Below are 17,171 nucleotides of genomic sequence, written 5' to 3'. Positions count from 1 at the left end.
ACCCCGTTCCCAGGGCGCTCAGTGTGCCAGTCTGTCGTGACTGCCTCGGTCGACCGTGTCGGCCACCGCTGCGGTGACATCCCTCTAGGCGGGGTTGCCCCGAACCGTCAACAACGGATTTTCATTTTTTCGTAAAAAACTTCGAAAATGGCGGAATATCAGTTATTTGAAGCCCGGTCCGCGCCGGCCCACCACAGGAACCTTATCACCGATCACGCGTCCAAACCCGAATCGCTGCCGCCTAAACGGCCCGTTCGGCGACAGAATCACCCGGATGACGCGAAAGGGGCGCCCTTTCCGTCGGAAAGCGCGCCCCTGTTTGCCATTCCATCCTTTAAAGGCCGCCCCTTAAAGGCGACCGACCGTGACCGGCTTGTCCTCGCTCCGCTTCAGCGGATTGGCGAGCGGCAAGGTGAAGGGCGCCGCCGCGATCTCGAACACATCGCCCTCCTGGGTGCGGATGCCGTCCGAGAAGGACAACGTCGCCGTGCCGAAGAAATGGACGTGCACGTCACCCGGGCGCCGGAACAGCGCATATTTGAAATGGTGATGCTCGAGATTCGCCAGGCTGTGCGACATGTTCGCCTCGCCGGACAGGAAGCGCTTTTCCCAAAGCGTCTCGCCCTCGCGAACGACCTTGCTGGTGCCCTCGATATGCTCAGGCACCTCGCCCAGCAGCAGTTCGGCGCCCAGCGCGGCGGGACGCAGCTTGGAATGGGCGAGCCACAGGTAATTGTGGCGCTCGGTCACATGGTCCGAAAACTCATTGGCCAAGCACAGGCCCAGGCGATGCGGGGTGCCGTCGGGGCCGATCAGATAGATACCCGCCAATTCGGGCTCCTCGCCGCCGTCCTTCGCGAAGGCGGGCATTTCGAGCGCGTCGCCGGGTCCGACCAGCTGGCTGCCATCACCCTTGTAGAACCATTCCGGCTGCTGGCCGACCTGGCCCTCTGCGGGCTTGCCGCCCTCGACGCCTTCCAGGAACATGCGCATCGAGTCGGTCTGGTGCGCGGCGGCCGCGGCGTCGCGGTGCATCTTGTCGCGCCCCTCGGCCGAACCGAGATGGGTGAGGCCGGTGCCGGTCATCACGCAATGCGCGGGGTCTTCATGGTCGATCGGGGCGATCAGATGCCCCGCCGCCAGTTCGGCCGCGAGATCGACGCGCGCGCCCTCGCCATAGGACAGCGCCGTGTCGAGCAGCGACTTGCCGTCCGCAATGGCCCGCTCAGCCAAGGCGATGACGGTCTTTACGCCCGGCACGAACGCGGCCTGGTCGCCACGCGCCAGAATGACGGCGCGCGTTCCATCGGGTGCACGATGCTGAAGCAGACGATCAGCCATGAAATCCTCCCCTTATGCTTCTCAACAAAAAAGGGGCGCGGACCCGATATGGCCCCGCGCCCCGTCAGTCCTTAACCCGGCTGGCCGTCGACCAGTCGCGGCAGCGTTCCCGCCGCATCGTCCTTCAAATCGGCGGGCAGCAGCGCCTGCGCGAGGTTCTGATAGGAGACCGGCCGCAGATAGCGGTCGATCGCCATGCTGCCGACCGAGGTCGTGCGCGCGTCCGAGGTCGAGGGGAACGGCCCGCCATGGACCATCGCATGGGCGACTTCCACGCCGGTCGGCCAGCCATTGACGAGGATCCGGCCCGCCTTGCGCTCGAGCACAGGCACCAGCTTGGCGGCGAGGTCGGTATCGCCCTCGTCCATCTGGATCGTCGCGGTCAGCTGCCCCTCGGCGGCCTTCAGCACGGCGATCATTTCCGCTTCGTCGCGGCAGCGGACCAGGATCGACGACGCGCCGAACACTTCATGGCCCAGCGCTTCGTCGGCGAGGAAAGCCTGCGCCGTGGTCTGGAAGAAGGCGGCGCGACCGGCGGTGACGCCCTCGCCCACCTTGCCCTGCGCGACCGTCTCGACATCCGCATGACCGGCGAGCGCTTCGGCACCCTTGGTATAGGCGGCGTGGATGCCCGGGGTCAGCATGGTCTGCGCCGCCGCATCGGTCAGCGCGGTGCGCGCCGCCTCGACGAAGGCGTCCAGCCCTTCACCCTCGATCGCGAGCAGCAGGCCCGGATTGGTGCAGAATTGCCCCGCGCCCATGGTCAGCGAGCCGACGAACGCGGTGCCGAGGGCGCTCCCACGCGCCTTCAGCGCTTCGGGCATCAGCACGACAGGATTGATGCTCGACATTTCGGCATAGACGGGGATCGGCACCGGGCGTTCCTGCGCGATCTTGACGAGCGCCAGGCCACCGGCGCGCGAGCCGGTGAAGCCGACTGCCGCGATGCGCGGATCGCGGACGAGCGCGGCGCCCAGGTCGTTGCTGGGGCCGGTCAGGTGGCTGAAGACGCCCTTAGGCAGGCCGCACGCCTCGACCGCGCGCTCGATCGCGGCGGCGACCAGCGCACCGGTCTGCGGATGGGCGGGGTGGCCCTTCACCACGACCGGGCAACCGGCGGCCAGCGCCGATGCCGTATCACCCCCAGCGGTCGAGAAGGCGAGCGGGAAGTTCGACGCGCCGAACACCGCGACGGGACCCAGCGGCACCATGCGCAGGCGCAGATCGGGGCGCGGCAGCGGCTGGCGGTCGGGCATGGCGGGGTCGATACGGACCTGTAGATAGGCGCCGGCGCGCAGCACCTTGGCGAACAGCCCCAGCTGGCCGACGGTGCGGCCACGCTCGCCCTCCAGGCGCGCGCGCGGCAGGCCGCTTTCGCGCATCGCAGCCTCGATCAGTCCGTCACCGATCGCCATGATTTCGGCGCCGATCTTGTCGAGGAAGGCGGCGCGATCCTCGCGCGAGGTGGCGCGATAGACGTCGAACGCCTCCTCGGCGGCCGCGCAGGCCGCATCGACATCGGCCGGGCCGTGGACCGCGAAAGCGTCGCCCACCGGCTGGCCGGTGGCGGCGTCGATCGAACGGAAATCGGTCATAGGGGAAGCTCCTTTATATTACTCCGACATATTAGTTTGACGGAGCGATGGCAATGTTAAAGGTTGTCGGTAAGGATGGGGGCGGAGAGGGATTGGCGATGAATGACAGCGAGACACAGGGGGCGCCGGCCGACACCGGCATAGAGACGGGCGATGACGCCACCGCGACATCGGCGCCCAAGACCCGGCGCGGCACCGGCCGCCGCCTGCACGGCGCCATCGCGCACAAGCTGGGCGCGGCGATCGTCTCCGGCGAATATCGACCCGGCGACACGCTGTCGGGGGAAGTCGCCTTTTCCGAGGCGCTCGACGTGTCGCGTAGCGCCTATCGCGAAGCGGTGCAGGTGCTGAGCGCCAAGGGGCTGGTCGAGAGCCGTCCCAAGACGGGCACCCGCGTCCTGCCGCGCCATCGCTGGAACCTGCTCGACCCCGATGTCCTGGCCTGGGCCTTTTCGGGCGAGCCGGACATCCAGTTCGTGCGCAGCCTGTTCGAGCTGCGCGCGATCGTCGAGCCCGCCGCCGCACGGCTGGCGGCCGAGCGGCGCGACAAGGCCGACCTGAAGGAGATGCGCGACGCGCTCGCCGCGATGCGCCGCCATACGCTGGCGACCGAGGCGGGGCGGACGGCGGACCGGGATTTCCACAATGCGGTGCTGGCCGCGACGCGCAACGACGCGCTGGTCGTGCTGTCCGCCAGCATCGGCGCGGCGGTCGCCTGGACCACCCAGTTCAAGCAGCGGTCGCGCGCGCTGCCCCGCAATCCGGTGCCCGACCATGTGAAGGTCTATGACGCGATCGCGGCGGGCGATGTCGAGGGCGCGGGAGAGGCGATGCGGCTGCTCGTCGATCTGGCGCTGGAGGACACCCGCAGCGCGATGGAAGGGTAGAAGGCCCGCCCCCGGCAAAGGGAGCGGGCCACCCGAGACGCCGGGTTCGGGAAACAGGGTTCAGAAGGCCGCGCGGTGCAGCGGCTTGGCCGGGACCTGGACACGGAAGGTGAAGATGTCGCCCGCCTGGACCTGGTCGGCAAGCTGTTCCTCCGACAGGCCCTGCCGCGCGGTGGTGGCATAGGCGGTGCGGCCATCGGGGCCACCCAACGCGATCTTGGTGATGTTGGACACGGGGAAGCGCACCTCGTCGGTCATCACCCCGTCCTGGCCATAGCGCCGCGCCGCCCAGCCGCCGTAGAAACCGACCCACACGCCGCCCTCGGCATCGCAGATCGCGCCGTCGGGATGGCCGTCCGCATCGCCGAAGCGCGCGAACTCGGTCGCGGGGCCGAGCGTGCCGTCGGCCAGGATCGGATGCGCCAGGATCACCTTGCCCAGCGTGTCGACATGATAGAGCATCGAATCGTCGGGCGAGATGGCAGGGCCATTGGTGATGCACACCGCGTCCGCGCCGGACGGCGTGACCAGCCCGGCGACCCAGCTGAACAGACGGCCCGACAGCGCGGTTTCGTCATTGTCCATCGTGCCGAACCAGATGCGGCCCTGCCCGTCGACGCAGGCGTCGTTCAGGCGGTTGGCGGGGAGATGCGCATCGACCTCTGCCATACGCTCGAACCCGCCGGTCGCGGGGTCGAAGTGATGCGGACCCGATTTCAGCCCGGCGACGAAGCCGCCACGCTGCGCAGGCACGACCCAGCCGACCATTTCGGGCGAGGCCCAGTGGTCGAGCGTGCCCGCGACCGGATCGTGGCGATAAATGCGCTGCTGCTTGATGTCGACGAACCACAAAGCGCCATCGACCCAGATCGGGCCTTCGCCCAGCGTCGCACCTACCGTCAGGCAATGTTCGGCCTGCTGCATCACATTCTCTCCTGTCTTCCCGCGCCGGGTCTTATCGCCAACCCGCGTCGATGAAATAGTCGTGGCCGGTGCACATCTTCGCATCGTCCGAGGCGAGGAACAGCACCAGCGCCGCCACGTCCGACGGCTGGATGCGCCCGTCGAGGCATTGCGCCGCGACGATCTCCGCCTCGCCTTCGGGCGTGTACCATTTCTCCTGGCGCGGCGTCTGCACATTGCCCGGCACGATGGTGTTCACGCGGATATTCTCGCGGCCCAGATCGCGCGCAAGGCTCCGGGTCAGCCCTTCGATCGCGGCCTTGCAGGTCTGGTAGAGGACCAGGTCGTTGAGCCCCAGATGCCAGCTGATCGACCCGAAGTTCAGGATCGCGCCGCCCCCTGCCCGCTTCATCGCGGGGATCACCGCTTGCGCCGCAAAGAACTGGTGCCGCAGATTGACGTTCAGCCGCTCGTCCCAATAGGCCGGGGTCACGTCTTCGATGCTGTGGCGATCGTCGTTGCCCGCATTGTTGACCAGGATGTCGACGCCGCCCAGCGCGGCCTCCAGATCGGCGAAGATCGCCTTCAGGCTGTCCAGGTTCGTCAGGTCGCAGCGGCGATGGATCGGCGCATGGCGCGCATCAGGGGTAAGCCGGTCGACCAGGACCTGGCTCGCCGCCTCGGCGATGTCGACGAACGCGACGCGGGCCCCTTGTGCCACGAACGCCTCGACCAGTCCCTCGCCGATGCCCGATCCGCCGCCCGTCACGATGACGCGCTTGTCGATCAGGCTGGGATAGCGCGCGGCGATGTCGGCCGGGGCGCTGGTCTTCTGCAACATGGTTTCGGACTCCGTCACAACAGGCCGCGCTGGGCCAGGTTGCGCATCAATTGGCCCAGACCCAAGGTCCAGGCGGGGGCATCGGCCGAGGTCGTCACCGGATTGACCAGCGTGCCAAGGCGCGGATTGGTGATGACGACCGTGTCGCCGACCTTGTGGGTAAAACCGCGGCCCGGCTCGTCACGGTCCTGGGTCGGCGCGAACAGCGTGCCCAGGAACAGGACGAAGCCGTCCGGATAATGATGCTCGCTGAGCGCCTGGCCCAGCAGATCCTCCGGATCGCGGCTGATCTGGTCCATCGAGCTGGCGCCTTCCAGCACATAGCCGTCGGTGCCGGTGATGGTCAGCTTGACCTCGCTCGACCGGACATCGTCCATGGTGAAGCCGTCGTCGAACAGGCGGACCAGCGGCCCCAGCGAGCAGGAGGCGTTATTGTCCTTCGCCTTGCCGAGCAGCAGCGCCGAGCGCCCCTCGAAATCGCGCAGGTTGACGTCGTTGCCCAGCGTCGCGCCGACCGCCTGGCCATGCGCATCGGCGACCAGCACCACCTCGGGCTCGGGATTGTTCCAGGTCGAGTCGGAACGGACCCCGACCGGCATCCCCCAGCCCACCGTGGACAGCACCGGCGACTTGGTGAAGATCTCCGCATCCGGGCCGATCGCGACCTCCAGATATTGCGACCACAGGCCTTCCGCGATCAACGCGTCCTTCAGCTGCGCGGCTTCCGGCGAGCCGGGCACGACCGAGCGGATATTGCCGCCCAGCGCCTCTTCCAGCGTGGCGCGCAGGCCCGCCGCCTTGGCATGGTCGCCGCGCGCGCGCTCCTCGATCACCCGCTCCAGCGCGGACACGGCAAAGGTCACGCCCGCCGCCTTCACACATTGCAGGTCGATCGGCGACAGCAGCCGGTGGGCGGCGCCTTCGTCCGGCGACAGGCCCAATTCGGCCAGGTCGCCCAGCGCCTCGCCCTGCGCCGGGTCGATCGTGCCCCCCGCCAGCAGGTCGGCGACGGTCGGGGCGACGCGGCTCATGTCATAAGCCTGGCCCTGTACGACGAGGATGGGGCACGGCCCCTCGCCACGGTCGATCCGCCCGACGAAACGCCCCTCTCGCCAGTCATCCGGCAGGGCTCCGATCAGATCGGTGAGATTGGTCGACATAAATTCCTCTCCGCCACTCTTGTTAGCGGTATCGAATGCTGCACTTCGCAGGTCAAGCGCTGGATGCGGCGCCGGGGCACGCGGGAATGGCCCCCTTCGCCGTTAAACCTTTGCGTAACCAGAAACGTTTTTGGTATTAAGTCACATGTCAACAATGTCATCCGACCAAAAGGTGGCGTAAAGGGTCACACCGATGAGATTCGACGATCCCGCATTCGCCCTATGGATGGATGAGCATCATATCGTCCATGTCCGAGCGACCGGGGCCTGGACACCTGAAATAGCGGACCGTTACTGGCCTGCCTTCAGCCCCTTCCTAGCCGAGTCGCGGGCCAGGCTAAGCGGTTATGCCAAGGCGCTGGTCGATCGGCGCGGCGCGCCCATCATGACGATCGCCATGGTGCACCGGATGCGCGACGGCATCATCGAACATTATCAGCCCGATGACCGGCTCGCCCTGGTCGTCGATTCCAGCCCGCTAAAGTCCCAGATCCGGCAGAATTATCCGCTGGAACATCTCGAAGCCTTTCTGTCGTACGACGCGGCGCTGGCCTGGCTGCTGCAACACTGACCCCCGAACCGCTGGGGGATCGAGGCGAAGGCCGGGAAGAGACATCTCCGCCCGGCCTTTGCCCTTCAGCTTTTAGTGATTGTCGCGCGGCAAGCCCTGGGTCTGGGCGATGCGCTGATACTTCTCCGCGCCTTCCAGGATCGCACCCGTCGACATCTGGCCAACCACCGAGCGCTGGATTTCCTGCCACGGCGTCTGTGATGCGGGATATTTATACCCGCCCGCCGCCGCCAGCACCTTGCGACGCTCGGCCAGTTCCTCGTCCGAGATCAGGATGTTGGCGGTGCCCTTGTTCAAGTCGATCCGCACCCGGTCGCCGGTTTCGATCAGCGCCAGGCCACCCATCGCCGCCGCCTCGGGGCTGGCGTTCAGGATCGAGGGCGAGCCCGACGTGCCCGACTGACGCCCGTCACCGATGCAGGGCAGCGAGTGCACGCCCTCGGTGATCAGATAGGCGGGCGGCCGCATGTTGACGACCTCGGCCGCGCCCGGATAGCCGATCGGCCCCGCGCCGCGCATGAACAGCAGCGTCTCGGGCGTGATGCCGGTCGCGGGATCGTCGATCCGGTGGTGATAATCCTCCGGCCCGTCGAACACGACCGCCGGGCCTTCAAAGGCGTTCAGGTCCTCGGGGTTGGACAGATAGCGTTCGCGGAACTCCTCGGAGATCACGCTGGTCTTCATCACGGCCGCGTCGAACAGATTGCCCGACAGGACAATGAAGCCCGCCTCGTCCTTCAGAGGCGCGTCGAACGGACGGATCACCTTCTCGTCCTCGATCGCGACGCCGCGGCAATTCTCGCCCATGGTCTTGCCGTTGACGGTCATCGCGTCCTCGTGGATCAGCCCCTGCTCGATCAGCTGGTTGACCACCGCAGGCACGCCGCCGGCGCGGTAATAATCCTCGCCCAGATACTCGCCCGCCGGCTGCAGGTTCACGAGCAGCGGGATCTTGTGCCCCTCGGTCTCCCAGTCCTTGACGGGCAGGTCGACGCCGATGTGGCGCGCGATCGCGGCCAGGTGGATCGGTGCGTTGGTCGAGCCGCCGATCGCCGAATTGACCTTGATCGCGTTGTGGAACGCCTCCTTGGTCAGGATGTCGGAGGGCTTCAGATCCTGCTGCACCATCTCGACGATGCGCTTGCCGGTGAGGTACGCGACCTCCTGGCGATCGCGATACGGCGCGGGGATCGCGGCCGAACCGGGCAACGACATGCCCAGCGCCTCGGCCATGCTGTTCATCGTCGTCGCCGTGCCCATGGTGTTGCAATAGCCGGTCGACGGTGCCGAACTGGCGACCAGGCGGATGAACTCCGCATCGTCGATCTCGCCCGCCGCCAGCATCTGGCGCGCCTTCCACACGATGGTGCCCGAGCCGGTCCGCTCGCCCTTGTGCCAGCCGTTGAGCATCGGCCCGACCGACAGCGCGATCGCGGGGATGTTGACGGTCGCGGCGCCCATCAGCATCGCCGGTGTCGTCTTGTCGCAACCGATGGTCAGCACGACGCCGTCGAGCGGATAGCCGTACAGCACCTCGACCAGGCCCAGATAGGCCAGGTTGCGGTCAAGGCCCGCGGTCGGGCGCTTGCCGGTTTCCTGGATCGGGTGGACCGGGAATTCCAGGACGATACCGCCCATCTCGCGCACGCCCTCGCGCACCCGCTCGGCCAGCACCAGGTGATGGCGGTTGCAGGGCGAGAGGTCCGAACCAGTCTGCGCGATGCCGATGATCGGCTTGCCCGACTGAAGCTCCTCCAGCGACAGGCCGAAGTTTAGATACCGCTCCAGATAGAGCGCGGTCATGTCGATATTCTCAGGGTTATCGAACCAGGCGCGGCTGCGCAGCTTCGGGGCGGGCGTGTCGGTCATGTCAGGCTTTCGGTCAGCGGGCGATGGAGAAACGATAGATCATGGTATGGCGATACGGCTTGCCCGGGTCGACGCGGGGCGAGACGAAATCGGGCTTGTTGGGCGAGTCCGGGAATTTCTGCGGCTCCAGCGCGATGCCGTCGCCCATGCGGTACAGATGGCCCTTCTTGCCGACATAGGTGCCATCCAGGAAATTGCCGGTATAGAATTGCACGCCCGGCTCGGTCGACAGCACTTCGAGCACGCGACCCGAGGCGGGATCCTCCAGCCGCGCGGCCAGCTGGGGCGTTGCGGTCAGGCCCTTGTCGAGCGCGAAATTATGGTCGTACCCCTGGCCATAGCGGATCTGCTGGTCGTTGCCGTCGCGGATACCGTCCGCCACGACGCGGGGACTGCGAAAGTCGAAGACGGTGCCCTGCACCGGACGACGCTCGCCGGTCGGGATCAGCTTGGCATCGACCGGCGTATAGGCGGCGGCCGGGATGGTCAGCTTGTGGAAGGTCGCACCCAGCGGCGATCCTTCGCCGTTCAGGTTGAAGATCGCGTGGTTCGTCATGTTGACGACGGTCGGCTTGTCGGTCTTCGCCTCGAACGCGATGGTCAGCGCGCCCGCCTCGTCCAGCGAATAGGTGACGGTCGCATCGACCTTGCCGGGATAGCCCTGGTCGCCGTCCGGGCTGGTCAGCGCCATCACCACGCTGGCGGTCGGGCCGTCCTTCATCGACACGATGCGCCACAGATGCTTGTCGAAGCCCTTGGCCCCGCCATGCAGCGAATTGACCTTGTCGTTGAGCGGCAGCTGATAGCTCTGGCCGTCGAGCGAGAAGCGCCCGCCTGCGATGCGATTGGCGAAGCGGCCGACCGTCACGCCGAAGAAATTGGGATGGTTCACATAATCCTCGGCCTTGTCATAGCCGAGCAGCACGTCGGCGAATTTGCCGTCGCGATCGGGCGCCATCACCGATTGCAGGGTCGCGCCGTACGTCAGGACGCGCGCCGACAGCCCGGCCTTGTTGGTCAGGGTCACCGTTTCGATGGCGCCGCCATCTGCCGAATAACCGGCTGGCGCGCGCTTGGCCTCGCTCGCGAGAGCGGCGGTGGATGTCATGGCGGAGGTTACCGCTACCAAAGTGAAAAAGCTCTTGATTGACGCCATCGACATGCCTCATCCCTCCGTCGCCAGACGCCATTGACGCGCCTTTTGCGTCACTATAGTCAGACAAAAAATCAGGAGCAAGCCGGTCGTCGAACATCTTTTGCCGATGCCGACCGGCGCGAAGGAGAGGAATGCCATGGCCGCACCCGTCACGTCCCGCGCCAGCAGCGCAACGCCTGTCGGGACAGGAGGCGCCACCAGTTACGGCCCCGCACTGGCCCTGCTCGCCAGCCTGTTCTTCATGTGGGGCTTCATCACCGTCCTCAACGACATTCTGATTCCCCATCTGAAGGCCGTTTTCGATCTCAACTACACCCAGTCGCTGCTGATCCAGTTCGTCTGGTTCATCGCCTATGGCGTCGCGTCGTTCCCCTCCGCCAAGCTGATCGAACGGATTGGCTACAAGCGTTCGATGGTCGTCGGCCTCGTCATCATGGCGGTGGGCGCGGTGGGGTTCGTGCCCGCGTCGCAATTCGCCTCCTATGGATTCTTCCTGACCGCGCTGTTCGTCCTCGCCTGCGGGATCACCCTGCTTCAGGTCGCGGCCAATCCCTATGTCGCGGTGATCGGGCCGCCCAGCACGGCGTCGTTCCGTCTCAATCTGGTGCAGGCGTTCAACTCGCTCGGCACGTTCGTCGCCCCGACCTTCGGCGCGATGCTGATCCTGTCGCGCTCCGCCTCGGGCACGGCCGAGGGCGGCGAGGTCAAGCTGACCGCCGCGCAGAAGCTGGCCGATGCGCAGTCGGTGCAGATCCCCTATCTGCTGATCGCGGCGGTGCTGGTCGTCATCGCGATCATCATCGGTCGTTTCAAGCTGCCCAATCTCGGATCCGCGACCAGCCGCATGGCCGCGACCGAACGGCACCAGCATTCGCTCTGGAAACACCGCAACCTGGTTTTCGGCGTGCCCGCGATCGGCTTGTACGTGCTGGCGGAAATCTGCGTCGGTTCGCTGCTCATCAGCTTCATCCAGCAGCCGAACATCGCCAATCTCAGCGCGTCGGAAGCCAGCCACTACCTTACCCTGCTCTGGGGCGGCATGATGGTCGGTCGCTTCCTGGGCGCCTTCATCATGCGCTATATCGCCCCCGCCCGCCTGCTGGGCTTCAATGCTCTGGTCGCGACCATCCTGGTCATGACTGCGGTTCTGGGCAGCGGTCATCTGGCGATGTGGGCGCTTGTGCTGGTCGGCCTGTTCCACTCGATCATGTTCCCGACCATCTTCACGCTCGGCATCAAGGGGCTTGGCCCGTTGACCGAAGAGGGCTCTGGCCTCCTCGTCATGGCCATCGCCGGTGGCGCCCTGGCCACGGTGCAGGCCTGGATCGCCGACCATCACGGTCTGAGCATCTCGTTTCTGATCCCTGCGGCATGCGAACTCTACATCCTGTTCTACGCCATCTGGGGTTCGAAGCCGACCAACGCGTTCCCGGATGAAGAGGCCGCGTAAACCGGCCGATCATTCCTGACATCCGGAGGGGCGGTGCCGCAAGGTGCCGCCCCTTTTCGCATGGATATGCCGTGCATCTTGCTCCCTTTAATTAATGTTGTAACATCATATTACCAGTTTTATCAAAGGATAGCGTGTGTGCGTCGAACTTGCGCCGCCCATCGACCTCGTCCTGCCCGATCATGTCACAAGCGGCGCGGACGCCGCTGCCCTGGCTGCGATCGACGATCCCGCAATCACCCTGGCCATCTGGCAACGTCCCTCCCCGCTGGACGCGCCCGACCTGACGGATTGGCAGACGATCCGCTTCGCCGGCCCGGCGCAAGCGGTGGAGGCGCAACTGGCGATGCGGCTCGGCGGCGCTGGCCCGGACTGGCACGATGTGCTGGCGCGCGATGTCGGGCGTCTCGCTGCGCTGTTCGCAACCCTGTCGGGCGAGGACCGGGTCGAGGTGCGGCTGGAGCGGATCACCGGCAATGGCTGCTGGAAATTCCACGCCGATTACGTCGCGCTCCGGCTGATCTGCACCTATTCGGGCCAAGCGACCCAGTGGCTGCCGCTCGGCGCCGATGCGGATACGCCACCGCGCACGCTGGCGGCGGGCGATGTTGGGCTGTTCAAGGGCCGTGCCCTGGCCGGGGACCGTGCGATCATCCACCGCTCGCCGCCGATCGCCGACAGCGGCGAGGGCCGGCTGCTGCTGGTCATCGACGCCGAATGGCAGGACCGCGACTGACCCGTCAGAACCAGGTGCGGATGCCCAGCGCCAGCGCCGCACCGCTCCCCGCCGCCGGGCCATAGCGCCGTTCCCAGTTCACCCCGACATAGGGCGCGAACTCCCGCGCGATCTCGTAGCGCAGGCGCAGCCCCAGCTCGATGCTCGACACGCCCGCCGCGATGCGCTGCTCGGGCACGTCCTGCGCGGCCAGATTCACTTCCATGCGAGGTTGCAGGACCGCGCGCTGGGTGATGCGCTGGTCGACCCAGGCCTCGGCCCGGGCCAGCACGTCGCCCCTGTCGGACAGGAACAGCGCGCCCTCGACATCGAACCAATAGGGGGCGAGCCCCTCGATGCCGACCACCGCATAGGTTCGGCGGACGCCCGATCCGATGTCCTGGCGCACACCCGCCTGCAGGTTCCAATAAGGGTCGATGGCCCGCGCATAGAGCGCCTGTATCTCGGCCGCGCCGACCGACCGGCCGAAGTCCCCCTCGCCCTCGCTCTTCACGACCAGCCGATGGATGTCGCCACCGAACCAGCCCTCACCGTCCCAGCGATAGCCGTCGCGACCGTCGCGGACCTGGACCTCGGCCAGGTTGAACAGGATTTGCGAAAAGCGCATTCCGCCATGCTCGCTGCGCATCCGCGCGTTCGCGCCAGCCATGACGGCGGGGTCGTAAAAGCGGTCGGCGGCGCGATCGGTCGGCGGCGGGGGCGGCGGCGCATGGCCTACGGCCCCCTGCCCCGGCGCCATTCCCGCCATCGCACCATGGTCCATCGCCATGCCGGGCATCGCCCCATGACCCATGGCCTGATGGGGATCGGCCGGTTCGCCGGTCGATGCAGCGGGTTTGCAATGCCCCATCGCCGCATGTTCGGGCGGACAGGCGGCCGCAGCCCCGGCGGGCATCGACATCATGCCCGGCATCGCTCCGTGATCCATTGCGCCATGGTCCATGGCGGCGGGCGCGTCCTTCGGCTTGCAATGGCCCATCGCGGCATGTTCAGGCGGACAGGCTTCCCCGGCCCCGGCGGGCATCGGCATCATGCCCGGCATCGCCCCGTGACTCATCGCACCGTGACTCATGGCGACGGGGACGGCTTTCGGCGTGCAATGGCCCATCGCGGCATGTTCGGGGGAGCACGCTATCGCCTCCGGGGCTTTCCCCGTACGCGCCTTGCGACGCACAGGGCGACGCTTGACCGATTGGCGCTTGGGTGCGGGTTTCGCCTTGGGCTTCGGCGCAGGCGCCATGGTCATGCCGGGCATCGCCATGCCCGGCATCATGTCATGCTGGTGCTGCGGCTGGGCGAGCAGGAGCGCGAACAGGATCATGCCGCCGCCTCCTTCTTCGTGTCGGGCCGGACGGTGACGACCTGCATCATGCCCGCATGCATGTGATAGAGCATGTGGCAGTGAAAGGCCCAGTCGCCCTCCGCATCGGCGGTCAGGTCGAAGGTGACGGTGCCGCCCGGCGCGACGTTGACGGTGTGCTTGCGCGGCGCATGGTCGCCATGCCCCGTTACCATCTCGAAGAAATGGCCGTGCAGGTGGATGGGATGCGCCATCATCGTATCGTTGACCAGCGTCACCCGCACCCGCTCGCCCAGGCGGAACGGGATCGGCGCGGTGACGGCGTTCAGCTTCACCCCGTCGAACGCCCACATATAGCGCTCCATATTGCCGGTCAGGTGGATGGTCAGCGCGCGGGACGGCACCCGGCGGTCAGGATTGACCGAAACGCTCTTCAGGTCGCGATAGGTCAGCACCCGGTGTCCGACATCCGCCAGACCCTGGGGCGGCTCGCCGGTCCGGTCCATCGGCATCGGCGCGACCGTCTGCACCACCGGCGTGCGCGGCAGGCCCGGCGCATTGGCGAAGTCACGCATGTCGTGGTTCATCGCACCGTGATCCATGGATGCGCCGCCGGGCTGATCCGGCTTGCAATGGCCCATGGCGGCATGTTCGGGCGGACAGGCGGATGCGCCATGGCCCATAGCCGCCATATCCCCCATCCCCATGTCCTTCATGGTCGCCAGCGGCCGGGCACGCAGTGCGGGCACCGGCGCCACCATCCCCATACGCGGCGCCAGCGTCCCCCGCGCCATGCCCGACCGGTCCCAGGCCTCCGCCACCAGCGTATAGGCCCGGTCTTCGGTGGGCGTGACGATCAGGTCATAGGTCTCGGCCACCGCGATCTGGAGTTCGTCGACGCCGACCGGCTGCACATTCTGCCCGTCCGCCTGTACGACGCTCAGCGACAGGCCGGGGATGCGGATATTGAAATTGGTCATGGCCGAGGCATTGATGACGCGCAGCCGCACCCGCTCGCCCGGCGTGAACAGCCCGGTCCAATTGTCCGCCGGACCATGCCCGTTGACCAGATAGCGATAGGTCGATCCCGTCACGTCCGACACGTCTGTCGGATCCATCCGCATCCGCCCCCAGTCGAGCCGCTCGCGCAGGGGCTGGTCGCGTCCCGCGAGCAGGCCCGCAATCGTCTGTTTCTGATAGTTGAAATAGCCGCCCTGCAGCTTCAACCGCCGAAAGATCGCATGGGGATGCAGCGGGCTATGGTCGGACAGCACGATCACATGCTCACGCTCCGACGCGATGGGATCGGCCCCGGCCGGGTCGATCACGATCGGGCCGTAATGGCCCTCCTGTTCCTGGAGCCCCGAATGGCTGTGATACCAATAGGTCCCGGCCTGGAGGACCGGAAACTCGTACGTGAAGCGCCCGCCCGCCGGGATGCCGGGAAAGCTGATCCCCGGCACACCGTCCATCTGGAAGGGCAAGAGCAGCCCGTGCCAATGGATCGACGTCTCCTCGTCCAGCGCGTTGACGACGGTGATCCGCGCCCGCTGTCCCTCGCGCAGGCGGATCAGGGGCGCGGGCGTCATGCCGTTGATGCCGATCGCGTGATAGGGCTTGCCGTCGATCATCATATGCTGGCGCGCGACGGTCAGGGTGATGTCGGGCCCGCTCAGTTCGGCGCGCGGCGACAGCCCGTGCGCATGGCTCTGTGCCCAGGCGGGCCCATGGGCCAGCACAGCTAGGCCCAGTCCCCCGGCCAGCATGTCACGGCGGCGCATCGCGGTCATGAAATCGGTCATGCCCGGCTATACGCACGCGCCGCGCAAACCCCTCACCCCGTCTTGTCGCGTAGCGCGGCCCGTGCGCGGCGGATGCGCAATTCCACCGCCTTGACGCTCAGCCCCAGCGCCTCGGCCGCCTCGCTCTGGCTCAGCCCCTCCACCGCGCACAGGATCAGCGGGCTGCGCAGCGCCTCGGGCAGCGAATCGAGCGCCGCCAGCGTGCGGGCCAGCGAATCGCGCTCGATCGCGGCGGCCTCCGCCCCGATCCGGTCGTCGGCCACCGCCTCTGCCGCCTCGACCGGCAGGACACGCGCCAGCATCGCGCGCACCCGCCGCCGCCGCGCCCAGTCCCGGCATTTGTTGAGCGCGATGGCGCTCAGCCACGCGCGCAGCGACCGCGCCGCATCAAACCGCCCCAGCGCGCCATGCGCCGCGACGAAGCTTTCCTGCACCAGATCGAGCGCCTCGTCCGCGTCGCGGACATGCGCCAGCACCAGGCGATAGAGCGCCGCCTTATGCCGGGTGATGATCGCCGCATAGGCACCCGGCCGTCCGGCACGGGCCAGCGCCACCAGATCGCCGTCCGCCAGTCCCGCCAGATCGCGCTCGCCCACCCGCCGCGCTTACCGCGCCGTGTCGGTCAGCTTGGCCACCACCAGCCGGTCGAAAATCGCCGCCTGATCGGGACGCAGGACACGGCGCATCGCAAAGACATGCGCCAGCGTCGCCTTTTGCAGATCGCCCATCGTGTGGTGCACTGCGTCGATCGCCTGCGAGACCTGCGGCCCGTCGCGATGCTCCGCCTCGATCGCCGCGGCCAGCCGGGCATTGTCGCCGCGAAGCCGCGCCTCCAATTCGGCCCGACGCACCGCAAACTGCGCCTCCAACTGATCGAGCGCCACCTTTTGCTGCGCGTCGAGCGCGATGTCGCGGTGGACCAATGTGTGGATGTCGCTCGGTGCCGAAGGTGTCGGCATCAGGACCCGACACCCGATCGCCACGCCGGCCAGCGCCGCCACAAAGGCGATCGCCATGGTCAGCAGATGACGCCGCATCGCCCCGTTCATCGGCCGAGCAACAGCGTCGAAGGGGCGAGGCCCATCTCGAGCGCGGCGATCACGACCGGCGGCCGCTCGCGCGCCGCGATCCGTTCCGCGACCACGCCACCCCCGGCAACACCCAGGCCCAGCGCCACGACACCGGCCACGACCATGCCCCGCATCGGCCGCCCCCCCTCCGCCGGACCGGCGACGGCGATGGCAACCCGTCGCTCCAGATCGTCCAGGGCATGGGGCAGCCCATTTCGGGCCAGTCGGGCAAGATCGCGGTCGAACGGGTCGGTCATAATCGCCCTATACGCGAAAACGGTACCGGCCCCTCATAACCGTCGCACATCGGTTCCGCCCAGCAAGAGCCCGGCCTGATCGAGCCCCCCTCGCATCGGATCATCGACCCCCGAAATAGCACCGAAACAATCACGGAAGCCTGAAAACCAAAAACCCCGCTAGAGGCTGTTATGGACTTGAGAGGTTTGCTGCTTCATCCAAGGTGGGATGAGCATTTGCCGCAAGCCGTATC

General features: G+C 67.1%; 16 protein-coding genes. 4 read left to right on the top strand and 12 right to left on the bottom strand.

Features of this window, described 5'->3' with window-relative positions:
* Positions 1 to 348: 348 nt before the first annotated feature.
* Positions 349 to 1,341: an AraD1 family protein gene (araD1, locus tag QZ546_RS17235; protein WP_294240349.1), complete on the bottom strand. Its 993-nt coding sequence runs from the start codon at positions 1,339 to 1,341 to the stop codon at positions 349 to 351.
* A 71-nt stretch (positions 1,342 to 1,412) separates the two neighbouring features.
* Positions 1,413 to 2,936, bottom strand: a complete 1,524-nt coding sequence (locus QZ546_RS17230) for an aldehyde dehydrogenase (NADP(+)) (protein WP_294240347.1) — start codon at positions 2,934 to 2,936, stop codon at positions 1,413 to 1,415.
* Between the two features lie 98 nt (positions 2,937 to 3,034).
* Here QZ546_RS17230 and QZ546_RS17225 point away from each other — a divergent pair, with 98 nt between their 5' ends.
* Positions 3,035 to 3,823, top strand: a complete 789-nt coding sequence (locus QZ546_RS17225) for a FadR/GntR family transcriptional regulator (RefSeq protein ID WP_294240342.1) — start codon at positions 3,035 to 3,037, stop codon at positions 3,821 to 3,823.
* A 60-nt stretch (positions 3,824 to 3,883) separates the two neighbouring features.
* Here the strand turns inward: QZ546_RS17225 and QZ546_RS17220 are convergent, their stop codons facing one another.
* Genes QZ546_RS17220 through QZ546_RS17210 form a run of 3 tightly spaced genes read right to left on the bottom strand, consistent with a single transcriptional unit; the run spans position 3,884 to position 6,727 of the window.
* Positions 3,884 to 4,747: an SMP-30/gluconolactonase/LRE family protein gene (locus QZ546_RS17220; RefSeq protein WP_294240356.1), complete on the bottom strand. Its 864-nt coding sequence runs from the start codon at positions 4,745 to 4,747 to the stop codon at positions 3,884 to 3,886.
* Between the two features lie 31 nt (positions 4,748 to 4,778).
* On the bottom strand, positions 4,779 to 5,567 hold the full coding sequence (locus QZ546_RS17215) for an SDR family NAD(P)-dependent oxidoreductase (protein ID WP_294240341.1): 789 nt from the start codon (positions 5,565 to 5,567) through the stop codon (positions 4,779 to 4,781).
* Positions 5,568 to 5,581: 14 nt separating this feature from the next.
* A complete protein-coding gene (locus QZ546_RS17210) occupies positions 5,582 to 6,727 on the bottom strand; it encodes a fumarylacetoacetate hydrolase family protein (RefSeq protein WP_294240339.1) in 1,146 nt (381 codons plus the stop codon).
* A gap of 193 nt (positions 6,728 to 6,920) precedes the next feature.
* Between QZ546_RS17210 and QZ546_RS17205 the strand changes: the two genes are divergently transcribed.
* Positions 6,921 to 7,298, top strand: coding sequence for a hypothetical protein (locus tag QZ546_RS17205; RefSeq protein WP_294240338.1), 378 nt, complete (start codon positions 6,921 to 6,923; stop codon positions 7,296 to 7,298).
* A gap of 72 nt (positions 7,299 to 7,370) precedes the next feature.
* Here QZ546_RS17205 and QZ546_RS17200 read toward each other — a convergent pair whose 3' ends face one another.
* Positions 7,371 to 9,167 (bottom strand): IlvD/Edd family dehydratase, encoded by a 1,797-nt coding sequence (locus tag QZ546_RS17200; protein WP_294240336.1) that lies wholly within the window; start codon positions 9,165 to 9,167, stop codon positions 7,371 to 7,373.
* 13 nt (positions 9,168 to 9,180) lie between these two features.
* Positions 9,181 to 10,323 (bottom strand): aldose epimerase family protein, encoded by a 1,143-nt coding sequence (locus tag QZ546_RS17195; RefSeq protein ID WP_294240353.1) that lies wholly within the window; start codon positions 10,321 to 10,323, stop codon positions 9,181 to 9,183.
* 136 nt (positions 10,324 to 10,459) lie between these two features.
* Between QZ546_RS17195 and QZ546_RS17190 the strand changes: the two genes are divergently transcribed.
* Positions 10,460 to 11,773 (top strand): sugar MFS transporter, encoded by a 1,314-nt coding sequence (locus QZ546_RS17190; protein WP_294240334.1) that lies wholly within the window; start codon positions 10,460 to 10,462, stop codon positions 11,771 to 11,773.
* Positions 11,774 to 11,909: 136 nt separating this feature from the next.
* Positions 11,910 to 12,509, top strand: a complete 600-nt coding sequence (locus tag QZ546_RS17185) for a DUF1826 domain-containing protein (protein ID WP_294240333.1) — start codon at positions 11,910 to 11,912, stop codon at positions 12,507 to 12,509.
* A 4-nt stretch (positions 12,510 to 12,513) separates the two neighbouring features.
* Here QZ546_RS17185 and QZ546_RS17180 read toward each other — a convergent pair whose 3' ends face one another.
* From QZ546_RS17180 to QZ546_RS17160, 5 genes are read right to left on the bottom strand one after another with little or no spacing between them, the layout of a single operon-like run.
* A complete protein-coding gene (locus QZ546_RS17180; RefSeq protein ID WP_294240331.1) occupies positions 12,514 to 13,830 on the bottom strand; it encodes a copper resistance protein B in 1,317 nt (438 codons plus the stop codon).
* Entirely contained in the window at positions 13,827 to 15,611 is a 1,785-nt protein-coding gene (locus QZ546_RS17175) for a copper resistance system multicopper oxidase (RefSeq protein WP_294240330.1), read from the bottom strand. Before QZ546_RS17175 ends, QZ546_RS17180 begins: the two co-directional genes overlap by 4 nt.
* A 32-nt stretch (positions 15,612 to 15,643) precedes the next feature.
* Positions 15,644 to 16,207, bottom strand: coding sequence for an RNA polymerase sigma factor (locus tag QZ546_RS17170; protein WP_294240328.1), 564 nt, complete (start codon positions 16,205 to 16,207; stop codon positions 15,644 to 15,646).
* A 9-nt stretch (positions 16,208 to 16,216) separates the two neighbouring features.
* A complete protein-coding gene (locus tag QZ546_RS17165) occupies positions 16,217 to 16,648 on the bottom strand; it encodes a periplasmic heavy metal sensor (RefSeq protein WP_294240326.1) in 432 nt (143 codons plus the stop codon).
* A gap of 8 nt (positions 16,649 to 16,656) precedes the next feature.
* Positions 16,657 to 16,938, bottom strand: a complete 282-nt coding sequence (locus QZ546_RS17160; RefSeq protein WP_294240324.1) for a hypothetical protein — start codon at positions 16,936 to 16,938, stop codon at positions 16,657 to 16,659.
* Between the last annotated feature and the right edge of the window lie 233 nt (positions 16,939 to 17,171).

The organism is uncultured Sphingomonas sp., assembly GCF_913062585.1.
Classification (GTDB): domain Bacteria; phylum Pseudomonadota; class Alphaproteobacteria; order Sphingomonadales; family Sphingomonadaceae; genus Sphingomonas.
The sequence above is the reverse complement of the archived record's forward strand: the minus strand, read 5'-3'. Positions and strand labels throughout refer to the sequence as shown.